This window comes from Clostridium sp. ETTB3 (assembly GCF_053571985.1).
Genome location: NZ_CP199832.1, coordinates 2,281,387 through 2,296,981 on the forward strand (window position 1 = coordinate 2,281,387; position 15,595 = coordinate 2,296,981).

Genomic DNA, 15,595 nt, shown 5'->3' on the forward strand with positions numbered 1-15,595 from the left:
TTAATTTGCTTTTCTCAATTTTTAACTCTTTTTAGTAATTTATCATTATATTAGTATTAAAAACATTATTTTCATGACTTCTTTTTATATATCCATTATGTTTTTTTATAATATCATTTATTTGAGATAATCCAATTCCATGAATACCACTTGTTTTTGTTGTTTTAAAAACACCATTTTCATTATTTACTTTTCCATTTGTATTATTTTTTATCTTTATAATTAATTTATCTTCTTGAGCTAACATTTTTAAATCTATAATTTTATCTTTTTCAAGTTTTTCACAAGCTTCAATAGAATTATCTAATAAGTTGCCTAATAAAGTGCATATTTCTATATTAGTTAATTTTATTTCACAACTTATATTTAACTCCAATTTAACATTTATCCCTTTTTCCTTAGCTAAATTAATTTTACTTGTTAAAATAGAGTCCAAAGCCACATTATCTGTATATCTTATTTTTTCAAAATCACTAGTTCTTTTATCTACTTCTTTTATATATTCAATTGCTTCATTTGATGCATTTCTTTCAATTAACCCTAAAACGGTGTTAACATGATTTCTCATATCATGTCTCCATCCTATCATTTCTTTATGCATTCTAATTATATCTTCATCATTTTGCTTACTTTTTAAATCGATTTCTAAAACTAGCTTTTCTTCAACTATTTTTGAAATTGAATTTACTATGTAAAAAATTGATATTTGAAGAAATATCATTCCAGAAACTATAATAACTAAATCATAAGTTTTATAATTATAATATTCTATTATGTATTTTCCTACAAAGTTTATTATTACGAGACTAACTATGCAAGTAAAACTTAATACTGATAATATTTTATTATTTACATATCTTATGAACCCTATATTTTCTGAAATTATATATATGTATATAAGCTCTATAATTCTACGCATTAATATAAAGTTATCACTATATAAATAGTTTGCTTCAATAATATTATTTTTATATAGTAAAATAACAATTGATGCACAAAGTAATGATATTGTTGATATACCTGATAAATAGAAACATACCCAAAATATTTTTTTAGCTAAACTCCCTTCTCTAAATACTATTGGGTAAATTAATGTTATTATAAATATAAAATACTTGAAATAAATATCTAAATAATATCCATCTTTTATTAATAACATAACTGGATATAACACACCTATTATAAGAATGTAATACATATATACTTTCTTTTTTTGTGTTGGCATTATTTTATTTAAAAAATATATTGGCATGAATATAGCTATAAAATCACTTATAAACTTCCATGTAAATATCATATTAATACCCCCATAATATTTTTAAAGTTTTTAATTATAAAAAATAATTTATAAAAGCTTCATTAACTTCTTCATACTTTCCTCTACTTATAGGTATTTTTATTCCACTTTCTAATGTAATTGTATCTTTATTTACTACCTTTATATATTTTATATTTACTAAGTAAGATCTATGGCATCTAACAAAATTTCCCTTTGGTAACATTTGTTCCATATCACTTATCTTTTTTCTAATAGTAATTTTATCGCTTGTGGTATAAATGTCTATATATGGCGAAAACATAATGCAATATTCAATAGTTTCACAATTAAGTTTTATACTTCTTTTTGGTAGTTCTATAGTTATATAATTTCCACTATCATTTGTAACTTTTATTTTTTCTTTAATTATATCTAAACATTCAAAAAGGTCTTCTTTTTTTATAGGCTTCATTAAATATTGTAGTGCACCTACTTTATATCCATGAAGAGCATATTTAAATTCACCTGTAACAAAAACTAAATTAACAGTTTTATTTTTCTTTCTAATTATATTTGATAATTCAATGCCAGACATTTTTTTCATTTCTATATCTAAAAATATAGCATCATATTTTTCATAATCTTCCCATTCAAATAAAAATTCTTCTGCACTATTAAATTTATCTATATAGATTTCTACGCTATTTTTAATAGCCCATTCTTTTATATATCTTTCCATTAACTCTAATTGTATTTCTTGATCATCACATATAGCTATTTTCATTTATATAATCCTCCTTAACATAAAACACAATCACAACTAATTTTTATACATACTGGCGTAAAACCGCTATCCTTTTAATGTAGCGGATGTAAGTCCTAACCTTGATAATTATTTTTCCACTAAAATAAAAAAAACTATTCTATCGGGTGATTTAGAATAGTTTTTTGTTGACTTATTTTTATTGTATTAATTATTTCTATTATACCCTTTAATTATTTAAAATAGTCAACTTCATTCTCAAATCACTATTTTATATTTCAAAAAATTCCTTTAAATGTATTTTTACCTTTAAAATACATTTTCATTTGTATATTTTTATGTTTTTTTAATTGTTTTACTTAATTATGTTTTATTATTATATCACAATTTTCTTTTTTTCGCCATTTTTCTACAATTTATTTTATAAACTTTTATTAAATGATAAATTACAATATCAAGTGCAACACTAATTAATTGCAAAAAAAATAACCCATACGGGTACGTTCATGTTAAAGTAATAATTGACTAGAAAACCACTTTAAAGGACGTGACTGTATGAGCTATAAACATATTACTATAAATGAACGTTGTTGTATAGTAGAATATTTAAATTTAGGATGGAGTTTATCTAAAATAGCCAAAGAACTCAACAGAAATAAATCAAGTATTTCAAGAGAAATTAAAAGAAACAATCTTAATGGAAGATACAAAGCTCATGTATCTCAAGATAAATATGAAAACAGAAGAGTTAAATGTAAACCTCATGGAAAAATTGCTAACGCTTCGTTAGTAAACTATGTTCAAGAAAAGCTAAATAATCACTGGTCTCCAGAACAGATTTCAGGTCGTCTAAAACTTGAATTTAATAAACAAATAATTTCATTTAGCACTATATACTCTTGGCTATATAAAGGTATTTTGGAGCACTGTTCCGTTGACCTGCTTCGCAGGAAGGGTAAATCACTAAAACCAAGAGAAACTCGAGGTAAATTCAATATAGGGAAAACAATAAGTCAAAGACCTAAAGATGTAAGAAAAAGATTAGATATTGGACACTGGGAACTTGATACTATTGTTTCAAGTAGGGGAAAATCTAAGGCGTGTCTTTCAACTTTCGTTGAAAGAAAAACACGTTTAACAAAAATCAGAATAATGCAAAATAGAAAAGCTTCTACTTTTAATGAACATTGTATTATTGCATTAGGCAAATTTGGTAGGAATAATTTAAAATCATTGACTGTAGACCGTGGTAAAGAATTTGCTGGATATTTAGAGTTAGAAAATAAATTAGACTTAGATGTGTATTTTGCTGATGCTTACAGTTCATGGCAAAGAGGAACTAATAAAAATACAAATGGCTTGATTAGAGAATTCTTTCCTAAAAAATTTGATTTTTCTACTATAAATCAAAATCATGTTGATATTGTTGAGGATATTTTAAATAATAGACCACGGAAATGTCTTGGATACAAGACACCGTTAAAAGCATTTAACGAAGAACAAGCTAAGTGTTGCACTTAGCTTGACAATTCGTCAAATAAAAAAATCACTATAAGTATTAACTTATAGTGATTTTTTTGGTGGAGGCGAGGGGTCATGCGCATCCATTATTTCTATATGGCACTGACTATATCTTCTACTATTATTTTAAATAGTAGCTTGGCATATTATAGAAGCTTAGTATAGTTTATATCTTCTATCCTAGTATTCCATAGATTATCCTTAGGAACCTATAAGTCGATACGAGGCTGTTAAATTTCTTTACATACCTCTCGGTATTGCCGTCAGCATTTTCTGTTACGGTTTCACCGATAAAGCCAAGTTATCACTTAAACATCACTGCTTAAGGCGACTATCTTTCTTAATCGAACCCCTGTCCGAAAGCAGACCAGCCTGACTTTCTACGAGCATAGTTATGTGACTAAAAATTCGGTCCTTAGTTCGCTCACAAACAAACTCCTAATTCCCTAGCTTCATAAATACCCCTCTAGCTCAAAGCTTTGCTAGACTTCGTTCCCTACTTTAATGACACCAGCTACCCAAGACGTAGGCATCCTGGACTGATGAGCAAGCTATATTAAGCTGCTAATGCAAAATTGTCTTCTGCGTTTATATTTAATGCATAGCTTATTAACGAGTCGTCCATGCTTTACTCGGCCCGCTTATCAAACCCATCACACCCCCGTCGAAGCCAAAACGCCCCCATGTTAGGTTAATAGGTTATAAACGCTTTACCTATTTAATTTTCAATTGATTATTAACATCGTGATTTTATTATAAATCATATATTTTTAACTGTCAACTTTACTATTTTTATTACAAAAAAATGATAAGACCTATGCTTTCATAAGCCTTACCATCTTTAATATATTTTATTATATGCTTTAAACAAATTTATGATAATAAATAAATTTATTTTGCTTTTATAATTTTATTTTTTCTTTTTCTTACCTACTAATAATGCACCTGCAGCTATAGTAACTGATCCTATATATGCTAATACATTTCTTTTTCCTGTCTTAGGTAAATTATCATTTTTAGAGTTTTCTGTAGTAACTTTATCATTTGAAGTTTCTTGATTTTCAGAGTTATTTTCTACACTTGGTTTATTTTCATTTCCAGGTTTATTTTCATCTCCTGGTTTATTTTCACTTCCAGGTTTATTTTCATCTCCTGGTTTATTTTCTTCATCACCTGGTTTGCTTGTATCTTCATTTTTAGGTATAACTTCTTCTAATTTTGCTTCAAATAAACTTGCTTCTTCTAAGTCTTTTGATATTCTTATTTCTATGTAAGCTTCATCATTAGCTTCATTTTTAATAGTTTTTACAACTTTAGAAATGAATGATGTATCTTTAACCTTTATTTTATAAACTATAAAGTTTCCATCTGTATATTTATCTTCTACAGTTGCATCTAATTCCTTAATGTTATTTAAGAAACCAGCAAATTTTTCTAAGCTTACTTCTTGTACTTCCATTTGTAATGGAGAATCTTTTTCACCTGAACCTGCTATAGCTGAAACAACTTCAGTGTCTATAATATCAGTAATAAAATCTACTACATTATCTTTATACTCTTCTACATTTATAGTGAAAGTATCAACTTTATTACTTCCATCTGTAGTTTTTGCTGTTATAGTTACTTGTCCCTTTGCTTTTGCTATTACTTTAACGCTATTTCCATTAACCTCTATTGATGCTATATTTTCATCACTTACTGACCATTCTACATCTTTTTTATCAGCTTCTTCATTTACAGTTGCTGTAAATGTTTTGTTACTTCCTACATATAAACTATTAATTTTATTATTTATAGTTACACTTTGTGCTAATACAGCATCCTTCTTTACAGTTACAATTATTGTTTTTATAGCTTCTGCACCCTTGCTATCTGTTACCTTATATGTAACCTTATATGTTCCAACAGCATTTACATTAACTGTATTTTCTATAATTTTTATATTTTTTGTAATATTTCCATCTTCCTTATCAGTTGCTGTTACCCCTTCTAAAGGCTCAAATTTTTCGCCAAGATTTATAACTTTATCTGAAGCTTCAATTTGAGGTATTGCATTTATAATTCCACCAGGAATACTTGGTTTTACTATTTCTTCATCTTTTTCAGTTAATACTTTTTTAAGTTCTGCTTTTAATTCTTCACTATTTTCTGCTGTATTTCTTATTTTTATGTTTATATAAGCTTCATTTGTTTCTTGATTTTTAATTGCTTTTATAAACTTAGACATTAATGAATTATTTTTAACTTTTATTTGATATACTGTAAATTCTCCATCAACATATTCATTTTGTATTTCTGGATTTAATTTTTTAATATTATTTAAGAATTTATTAAATTCTTCTACAGTTACATCTTTTACTTCCATTTGTACTGGAGAGTCTTTTTGACCTGAACCATTTACTGGAGTTACAACATTAGTATCTATAATATCTTTTACTAAATCTACTACATGCTCTTTGTAATCTTGTACTTCTATAGTAATACTATCGCTTTTTTCACTTCCATCTGTAGCTTTTGCTGTTATAGTTACTTGTCCCTTTGCTTTTGCTATTACTTTAACGCTATTTCCATTAACTTCTATTGATGCTATATTTTCATCACTTACTGACCACTCTACATCTTTTTTATCAGCTTCTTCATTTACAGTTGCAGTAAATGTTTTATTACTTCCTACATATAAGCTATTAATTTTATTATTTATAGTTACACTTTGTGCTAATATAGTTTCTTTCTTTACAGTTACATTTATTGTTTTAGTAGATTCTGCACCTTTACTATCTGTTACTTTATATGTAACTTTATATTCTCCTGGAACATTTACATTAACTGTATTTTCTAAAACATCTATTTTAGTTATAGCTCCATCTTCCTTATCAGTTGCTGTTACACCAATTAATGGATTAAAGTCTTCTCCAACTTTTATAACTTTATCTTCTGCATTTATTACAGGTAATGCATTTACAATTACTGTTATTGTTTTTCTAGCTTCTGCACCTTTACTATCTGTTACCTTATATGTAACCTTATATGTTCCAGCAACATTTTCATTAACAGTATTTTCTATAACATCTATTTTAGTTATAGTACCATCTTCCTTATCAGTTGCTGTTACCCCTTCTAAAGGTTCAAACTTTTGTCCAACATTTATAAGTCTATCTTTAGCTTCAATTTTTGGAATTGCATTTATAATTCCACCTGGAATACTTGGTTTTACTATTTCTTCATCTTTTTCAGTTAATACTTTTTTAAGCTCTGATTTTAATTCTTCACTATTTGCTACTGAATTTTTTATTTTTATGTTTATATAAGCTTCATTTGTTTCTTCATTTTTAAGAGTTCTTATAAACTTAGACATTAATGAATTATTTTGAATTTTTATTTGATATACTGTAAATTCTCCATCAGTATATTCTCTTTGTATTTCTGGATTTAATTTCTTAACCTTCTTTAAAAATACATTAAACTCTTTTATATTTACATCTTTTACTTCCATTTGTACTGGAGAGTCTTTTTGACCTGAACCATTTACTGGAGTTACAACGTTAGTATCTATAATATCTTTTGCTAAATCTACTACATGGTCTTTGTAATCTTGTATATCTATAGTAATACTATCACTTTTCTCACTTCCATCTGTAGCTTTTGCTGTTATAGTTACTTGTCCTTTTGCTTTGGCTATTACTTTAACAGTATTTCCATCTGCTTCTATTGATGCTATCTTTTCATCACTAGTTGTCCATACTACATCTTTTTTATCTGCATTTTCATTTGTTATAGTTGCACTTAATACTTGGTTGCTTCCTATATATAAATTGTTAACTCTATTGTTTATAACTACATTTTCTACTAAAGTAACTTTTTCTTTTACAGTTACTTTTATTGTTTTTGTAGCTACTCCACCAAGTTTATCTACTACTTTATATGTAACTGTATATTCTCCTGGAGTATCTGTTTTAACATTATTTTCTACAACTTCTATTTCTCTTATATCACCTTGTTCATCATCAGTTGCTGTTACTCCTTCTAATGCTTTAAACTCATCTCCAACAGTTATAACTTTATCTTCTGCATGTATTACTGGTGGTTGATTTACAACTACTAGCATTTCATGTATTGCTGTTGCACCTTGACTATCTGTTACACTAAATACAACTGTATAATCTCCTGCAACTTTTGTATCAACATCATTTCTAATAACTTTTATTTTTTCAGTAAGATCTTTATCTTCTTCATCAGTTGATGTTACTCCTTCTAAAGGATCAAACTCTTCTCCTAATTGAACTATTCTATCTTGAGCATTTATTACTGGAATTTTATTAAGTGTAGTCATTTTTGGATTTACAACAACTGAACTTTCAACTATAGTTGTTTTATTTCCACTATCTGTAGCCTTATATATAACCTTGTAAACACCTGGTATATTTGTGTTAACATTACTTTCAACTACTAATTCTATATTTTCATCTTCATCTTTTACAGTAACTCCAGCCTTTGGATCAAAACTATCTCCAACTTTTAAAGTATGGTTCTTAACACCTTCAATTACTGGTGCTTTATTACCTTTTACTGTTAAGTTTATAGTTTTTTCTGTTTTTCTACCACGACTATCAGTAGCACTATATGTTATAACATATGTAGTGTCTTGTTCTGTATCTAAATTAAGTTCTTTATCTGATGAAACACTAACATTTACTGTATTTCCATTAACATCTACAGCTTTAACGCTATCCATTAAATTAAATGCTTGACCTGCATTTATAGTAACATCTTCAAGATCTTTTCCATTTTTAGTAATAGCAGGCCCTACAGTTGATGCATTAACTTTTAATTGTACATTTAAAGTTTTTGATTCTCCACCAAAATCATCTTTTGCTGTAATATATAAATCATATATTCCTTCTTCAGTTCCTTTAAATGATGTTATTTTTTTATCACTTGCATCCTTAACTTCTAAAGTTATTTTATCTTTATCAGCATCCTCTATTTCTAAACCTTTTTCTTTTAAAACTTCTTCTGTTAATTGAATTGTTTCTCCTTCAGTAATTTCTATGTAAGACTTACCTTCTTTCATCTTTACAGTAGGATTTGTATTTAATGTTAATTCTTCATTTTTAACACTTACACTTCTTACATATTCTTTATTTGTGTTACTTACATATTTATATTCAGAGCTTTCTTCATTTTTTATTTTATACTTTCTTGATGAATTATCATTAGAAGCTTGTATATCTAACTCAAAAACATCAATTTCATTACCAGTCTTTGGTATAGAGTCTTGTGCTGTTATTAAAACATCTATTGTATTATTTTCTTTATTATAAGTATAATCTGTTATTATCTTATCTGACTTTGCTGGATTTATTAAATCCTTTATTACTGGCTTTCCATCTTGCTCTTTTAAAACTATTCCATCTAACTTTAAGCTAAATTGAAGAGCTTTTGGAATATCTTCTATATTATCTAATGATACTTTAACTGTATCTGAATCTACTTTTTTTACATCTAATACAAATTTATTTTCTGTATTTTTAGATTTATTTTCTATAATTTTAGGTGTTGCATAAGCTATTGCAGCTGTTGAAGTTGCTGCTAATGTATATACCAAAGCTGTTTTTACAGTTGGCTTCAGCTTATTATTTTTCATAACTTATCTCCTTCCGTACTTTATAGGGGCTATCATAAAAGAGATAACCCCTTTCAATTAAAAATATTATTATCTTAGTTTACTATCTGTTGTTAAATACATTTTGAATCATATCATTACTTATTTCTATAACTTCATCATATTCATTTGCTATTGCTCTTGCTGTTGAATTATTTAATTCTATTGATGGTAAGTCATTTAAGTTTGTTGGTAAATCATATAAGAATGTATCACTTACTAATCTTTGACCTACAGGTGCATTATTGCTATCTAGCTTATTGTATCTGTAAAGTTCAGCTTTTATCTTAGTTCCCTTAATATTTTTATCATCTTTTTGTTGCTCTGGAGTTATCCAATATAACCAAGTTCCCTTAGCAACTTCTCCAAGTTGTGAATTTTCTGGTAGTGTTGCTAATAAAATTGCTTGAGCATTTAAAGCAAAGTTTTCATCAGCTTCATTAATTACTAAAGGTACATTAAATGCTGGGTCTCCTTTATATTCACCTGTAACTATTATAGAACCTGCTGGTATAGTCTTTCCTTCTGCATAAGTATAATCAGTTGCTAACTTACCTACACCATGCTCATAAACTTTATTTCCATTATCTATACCAATTTCTATATTATCTCCTGTTGGACCTAATATATCTATTTCTCCTATAGATATAGCATTAGCTCCCTTGGCTACTAACTTAACATATTGTGCATCATATGCCCATAATTGAGTATTTGAATTGCTTCCATTTTCATTAAAGTAAATTGTATTTTCTTTAGTTGTATCAAATTTTCCTGAATGAGCTTTTGACCAACTCTTTCCATCTTTACTTACCCAAACCTCATAACTACTTATTGGTGAATAATCAGTACCTGAATTTTTACTAAATAAGCTTCTTAATGAGAATTTCTTTGTAGGTGCTTGTCCTGGATTATATTTTAATCCTACAACAGATTTAGCATTTCCTAAATCAATAGTTACATATGGATCTCCTGAAACAACTGTACCATTGTTATTAGTTGCTTTTTTAGCTGTATAAATAGTTGTTGGATCATTATCACTTATCTTTTTAATTTCTCCATTTTGAGCTTGACCATGTCCTGAATGTTCATCAGATATATCATGTTCACTTCTTGTATTAGTATCAAATACCCAATTAGCTTCTGATATACTTCCATCATGATTTACCTTTATGTTACCAATTGTAGTTTCTTGTGTAACATTTAAGTTGTAGTCATAAGCTCTTACTTTATATTCAAAAGCTCTATTATTTATAGCATCAATAACATCAGTGTACTTAGTTAATCCATTTTCTCCATTTTTATCTCTTTCAACGAATCCAACTACTACTTCCTTAGTTCCTGTTGTTGTTGCTTCTTTTCTTATTATTTCATATCCTAAAACTTTATCTGCATCTTTTGTAACACTTAATGTTAATGGAACTTCTTTTTGATTTAAGTAAGATTTATTAATTAATTGAGTTCCATTTGCATCAACTCCAAAGCTTCCCTTTACTGCAGTATCTGAATCCATAGTTATTGATTCAGTATTACTTCCAGCTGCTAATCTAATTCTTCTAGCATCATCATTTAAATAGTAAATAGCCTTATCTTCTTTTGGATAGTTCTTTGAATCTAAGTATTTATTAGTATTAGGACTAGCTACTAATCCCCACTTTTCAAAGAATCCTCTTAAGTCTTTTTGTACTGCATCAGATGCTCTCATTATAAATGTTTGAGCTGTAGAATCATGTCCATTTTCATTTGGAGCTACACCTTTTAATCTTGTTTCTCTATATAACTTAGCATAGAATGTATCATTATCTAAGTTATTATCTGAGTTAAGATTTAACATTTTATAAGTATAGTCATTATCATATGCTAAATGTAATTGCCAGAACATTCCTAATCTAGTTCCACCATCACTTGCTAAACCTACACTATTAGAAGTTACTTTATCATATATCTTTGTATATGTTCCACCTTCTAATCTAGATTCATTTATATCATTAAATGTTTGAGTTATAAGTGCTAATATATTATTAGTTGTTTCTGCATATGTTAATCCTGGTCTATCATGAACGTGTCCAATTTCATGAGCTATTCCCCATCCAAATAAGCTTCCATCTGCTGGATTTGTTAAGTTTCCATTTGAATCAAATTTGAAAGGAGTACCATTCATTGCACCTTCAATAGAACCATATCCTATACCAACGTGATGTGATGATGCATACATAAATGCTCCAGTAAACATTCTTTGATATTTAATATTCATACGGTTTTTAGGTGCTCTATTTTCATTATAGAATTGATTTTCGCTCTTTCCACCTAATACTTGTAAAGCAGTATTTGTTATTTTTCCATCACCATCAAAGTCTATTGGTGCTTCAAGTAAGCCTTGTTGTGAATAAGAAATCTTCATTATTTGTTCCCAAGCAAGCAATGTTTCATAAAGTCTATTTACTTGAGCTTCTTCATTTCCTGATAATCCACTTTCTATTGAGCTAAGTACCTTATCAGCTGCAAAAGAAAGCATTATTCTTTCACCTTCTATATCTGTAGCATTTAATATAGATGTTTCTGGGTCATAAGTGTAAATATTCTCAACATTATCTTCTATACTAGCTGTGCTTGGATATCTATTTTTTAAAGTGCTTACATAACTCTTTAAGTCTTTAATATATTTTCTTATAGCATCTTTAACTTCTGTTTCTTTAGAAGCATCATCTATAATATTATTTACATTTAAGTGTGGTATTTTTGTTCCACCACTTACTCTTACCTTAAATGTATTACTTTCTGCAAATCCACTCTTAAGGCCTATATATAAGTTTCCACCTTTTTCATAGTTCATATCAAAACCAGTTTCAGGTATTTCAATTTCATTTTTACCTACTTTTAATTCTTTTATGACCTTATAAGCAGTTCCACTTTCTGCATTAAATTGTGTTAATACTAAATTAAATTTAGTATCGCTTCTATTTGGACTTGCTATGTAAATATTAACCTTATCTCCTGGTTTTACTGCTATACCAAGAGCTTGGTAATCATTAGTTTGTCCTATAGTATTTTGAGCCCCTATACTATGTATACTTGAATCTAAAGTTATTATTTCATCTTGTAAAGAAATATCATTTAATAAGTCTTGAGCTCTTTGTAAATTCTTTAGTATTTCATCTTTATTTGGATGATATTCTAAGTTTACTGGGTCTATTGTATTTACTCTCTTAACAAGTTCTTCTACTTTTTCTCTAGTTACATCACTATTTAATGATAATTTTAAATCATCAGCAAATAAGTTATCTACATCTTTTTCTAAGCTATCATATTCATATAACTTAATTTCAGATATATTTACTTTACCTGAACCTGAACCTGGATATACAGATATATTTGGCTGTATTTGCTTAGTTGTTATAGGCTCTGATAATTTTAATGTTACTACTCTTCCACTTGTGCTTAATGAAGCATCTCTATATTCCCAATTTCCTTGTGAATTTACAAATCCTATATTACCTGTATATGGCCATGAATCTAAGTCTAATCTTGTTATTAATTTTATAGTATCTATTGTATGTTCTTCTTTAAATGTTATCTTAGGACCACATTTTCCATAAGCAGATGTATCCCAGTTATGCCAAGTCCATGCTGTAGTATAATCATTATCTAAAACAGAAATATCATTATCTGTAGTTCCACCTTGAGTAAATTCAACTTTTTCTATGTTATTAGTTAAACTTCCCACTCCATTTGGTGTATTTATAAGCTTATAGTTAGGCGTTACTGGTGGTACTAATTTAGCTGTAGTTCCAAGGTAACGTTGAGATAATCCACCTGTTCCATGGTGGTTTGTTGCTGTCATCATAATTTCATAACTTGTTGTATCTTTTAAATTTGTTATTGTATATGACGTAGCTCTTATAAAGTCCTTACTATCAGCAACTCCTGCTGCTAAATCTTTTACTCCTGTTGGAATATCATCATTTAAGTCAGAATCTTTATATTTATCACCATTATCATTTGCTTTTAACCACTCTTTAGTTCCAACTTCTCTGTAATATAACTCATAATCTTTTGCTTTTGCATGAGCTTTCCATGAAACTGTAAGTTGTTTATATCCACCTTTTACTGAAATTCCTTCTGGACCTTCTGGTGCTGTTTCTGGTATTACTTGAACTTCTATTATAGAATCAGCTCCAAAGTTGCTTCCATTGTCTCCATTTGCTTTTTCTGTTAATATTCCTGTCTTGGAATCCCAAGCTTGTGGATTATAATTTGCATCAACATTATCTGGCTTACCATCTTTATCATTTGAATTGTTTGTTTTGTTAGTATCACCTGTTGTAGCTGTGCTATAACCCTCTTGCTCATCTTTGTAACCACTCTTCCATTCTCCTGAAATTGATTGGATACTAATTCTGTAAATTCCATAAGGTTTTACTTTTTCTATTTTTAAAGAATTTTGACTTGTTTTATAAGTACTTGTATCAACTACATTATTGTTATTATCTAATTCTTCAACCTTTAATTCATAACCTGATACATTTGTTTCATGGTTCCAGCCTATTGTCATAGCCTCATTTCCAACAGCAGTTGAACTTGTAAAATTATTTATAACAGGTATATTCATTTTAGGTTTTGGAACTTCTTTATATACATTATTTAAAAATTCAACTTTTGCTATTTCAGTTAAATTCTTATTACTTCTACTTCCAGTAACTCTTATATTAACTTGACTTACTGCAACTTGCTTTCCTAAATTTATTTTTATAGTGTCCATTTGTGTACCATCAGCAGTTCTTGCTGCTGATTTAGTTACATTCGAATCATTAAATTTAACTGTTAAGTCTTGTCCATTTTCTCCTGCACCTGGTATAACAACTTCACCACTAGATGGTGCATTTTCACTTGGTGCTTGTATAACAACTTCTTCAATTGATGCTGATTCTTCTTCTGAGCTAGCAGCTCTTGATTTTCCTGTTAAACTCATAGGAATTTCTATAGGATTTTCTTCACTTATTTGACCTTTAGCTTGTAAAGATACTACATCATCACTATCTTTTAGTATGTTTTTAATATCTCCAGTTACAGTTAGCTTTTCTTTATCTAAATTTATATCAACATTTTCTGGATTTATTATTGGTGTTGTATTAACTACAACTGGATTACTCTTAACCTTATCCATATTTTTATGTACATAACTTAAATCTGTTATATCAACTTTACCATCTCTATTTAAATCAAACTTTGTATCTGTTGATTTACTCTTTATAGCTTTTTTTAATTCTTCATAATCTTTTTTATCAACTTTATTATCAGAATCAAAATCACCACCTATTAAAGCAGCTGGATAATGTTCAGTAGTTCCATCTTCTGATTCTATATTTTTTTCATCTGTACCTACTAAAATTCTCTTTGAAGACTTTTCAATTTCTACGTTATCCATCTTTACAGTTTGATATCCACCTCCAGATATCTCAACTGAATATGTTCCTAATTCAAGATTTTCAAAAGTTAAGTGATAAAAATTTAATTCTGTTGCACCTTCACTTAATTTATTTCTTCTATAATCTAATGCTTCTAAAGTGTACGCTATTTCACTGCTATCTAACTTTCCACTTGTAACATCAGAACCTAATTTAACAGTATGACTTTGTCCATCCTTTTTAGTTAATTTTACAGTAAAATTTGTTTTGCTTGAATCTGCTACTTTTATAGGACTAGCAAAATTAACATCTAATTCTAACTTTCCTGTTACCTTATATGGTGTTGAAGTTTGTGTTTCATTAGATTTATCTTCTTTTTCTGATGGCGTATCATTTTTTTCTTCACCATTATTATTTTCTTCTTTTTCAGTTTCAGTATTCTCTTTTTCAGTTTGTTCTTTATCTTCAGTAGCTGCCCCATTACTTTCTTCTGATTTGTTATCTTTTTCTAAGTTCCCCTCTTGATTATCTTCTGACTTTTCAGTCGCTGAATCAGAATTACTTTCATTGCTATTTCCAACAACAACTTCATTTACTTTATTATTTTCTTGATTGCCATTTTTAGTATCTGCAAATGTAACACCTTGCACTTGAGTAGTAATCAAAGCTACTGCTAACATAGCTGATATTTTTCTTCGATTCATTCTTATCCTCCTTTTTATACAAAATCCTACATAAAATATATCATATTTAAGCCGTTTTTTCCAATATCATTAATTTTATTTAACTAAATTTCAAAAAAATATTAATTTAATATAAATTTTAATATTTTTTATTAAACTATTAAGTAAAATATGAATTACTCAGTTATCTTGTAAATGTAAAATGGTAAGACCTATAAACTTATAAATCTTACCGTTTTTATTATTTAATAATATTACACTTTTTTCCAAAATAAACAACAAATAAACAATTATTGGTAGTAAAGG

The 15,595-nt window shown here is 27.9% G+C and carries 5 protein-coding genes and 1 other RNA gene; 1 reads left to right on the forward strand and 5 read right to left on the reverse strand.

Going from position 1 to position 15,595, the window contains the following annotated elements; translation table 11 throughout:
• Nucleotides 1-31: 31 nt before the first annotated feature.
• Nucleotides 32-1,297, reverse strand: coding sequence for a sensor histidine kinase (locus tag ACUN06_RS11115; protein ID WP_449389805.1), 1,266 nt, complete (start codon nt 1,295-1,297; stop codon nt 32-34).
• Between the two features lie 34 nt (nt 1,298-1,331).
• Nucleotides 1,332-2,042 (reverse strand): LytR/AlgR family response regulator transcription factor, encoded by a 711-nt coding sequence (locus ACUN06_RS11120; RefSeq protein ID WP_302538591.1) that lies wholly within the window; start codon nt 2,040-2,042, stop codon nt 1,332-1,334.
• Nucleotides 2,043-2,576: 534 nt separating this feature from the next.
• Between ACUN06_RS11120 and ACUN06_RS11125 the strand changes: the two genes are divergently transcribed.
• Entirely contained in the window at nt 2,577-3,542 is a 966-nt protein-coding gene (locus ACUN06_RS11125) for an IS30 family transposase (protein ID WP_449389806.1), read from the forward strand.
• Nucleotides 3,543-3,883: 341 nt separating this feature from the next.
• Here the strand turns inward: ACUN06_RS11125 and ssrA are convergent.
• The 3 genes from ssrA to ACUN06_RS11140 all read right to left on the reverse strand — a co-directional run bounded on the left by ssrA (nt 3,884) and on the right by ACUN06_RS11140 (nt 15,310).
• Nucleotides 3,884-4,217, reverse strand: a transfer-messenger RNA (tmRNA) gene (gene ssrA / locus ACUN06_RS11130).
• A 235-nt stretch (nt 4,218-4,452) separates the two neighbouring features.
• Complete coding sequence (locus tag ACUN06_RS11135; protein WP_449389807.1) at nt 4,453-9,186, reverse strand: immunoglobulin-like domain-containing protein; 4,734 nt, start codon at nt 9,184-9,186, stop codon at nt 4,453-4,455.
• Between the two features lie 82 nt (nt 9,187-9,268).
• Entirely contained in the window at nt 9,269-15,310 is a 6,042-nt protein-coding gene (locus ACUN06_RS11140; protein ID WP_449389808.1) for a M60 family metallopeptidase, read from the reverse strand.
• Nucleotides 15,311-15,595 lie beyond the last annotated feature (285 nt).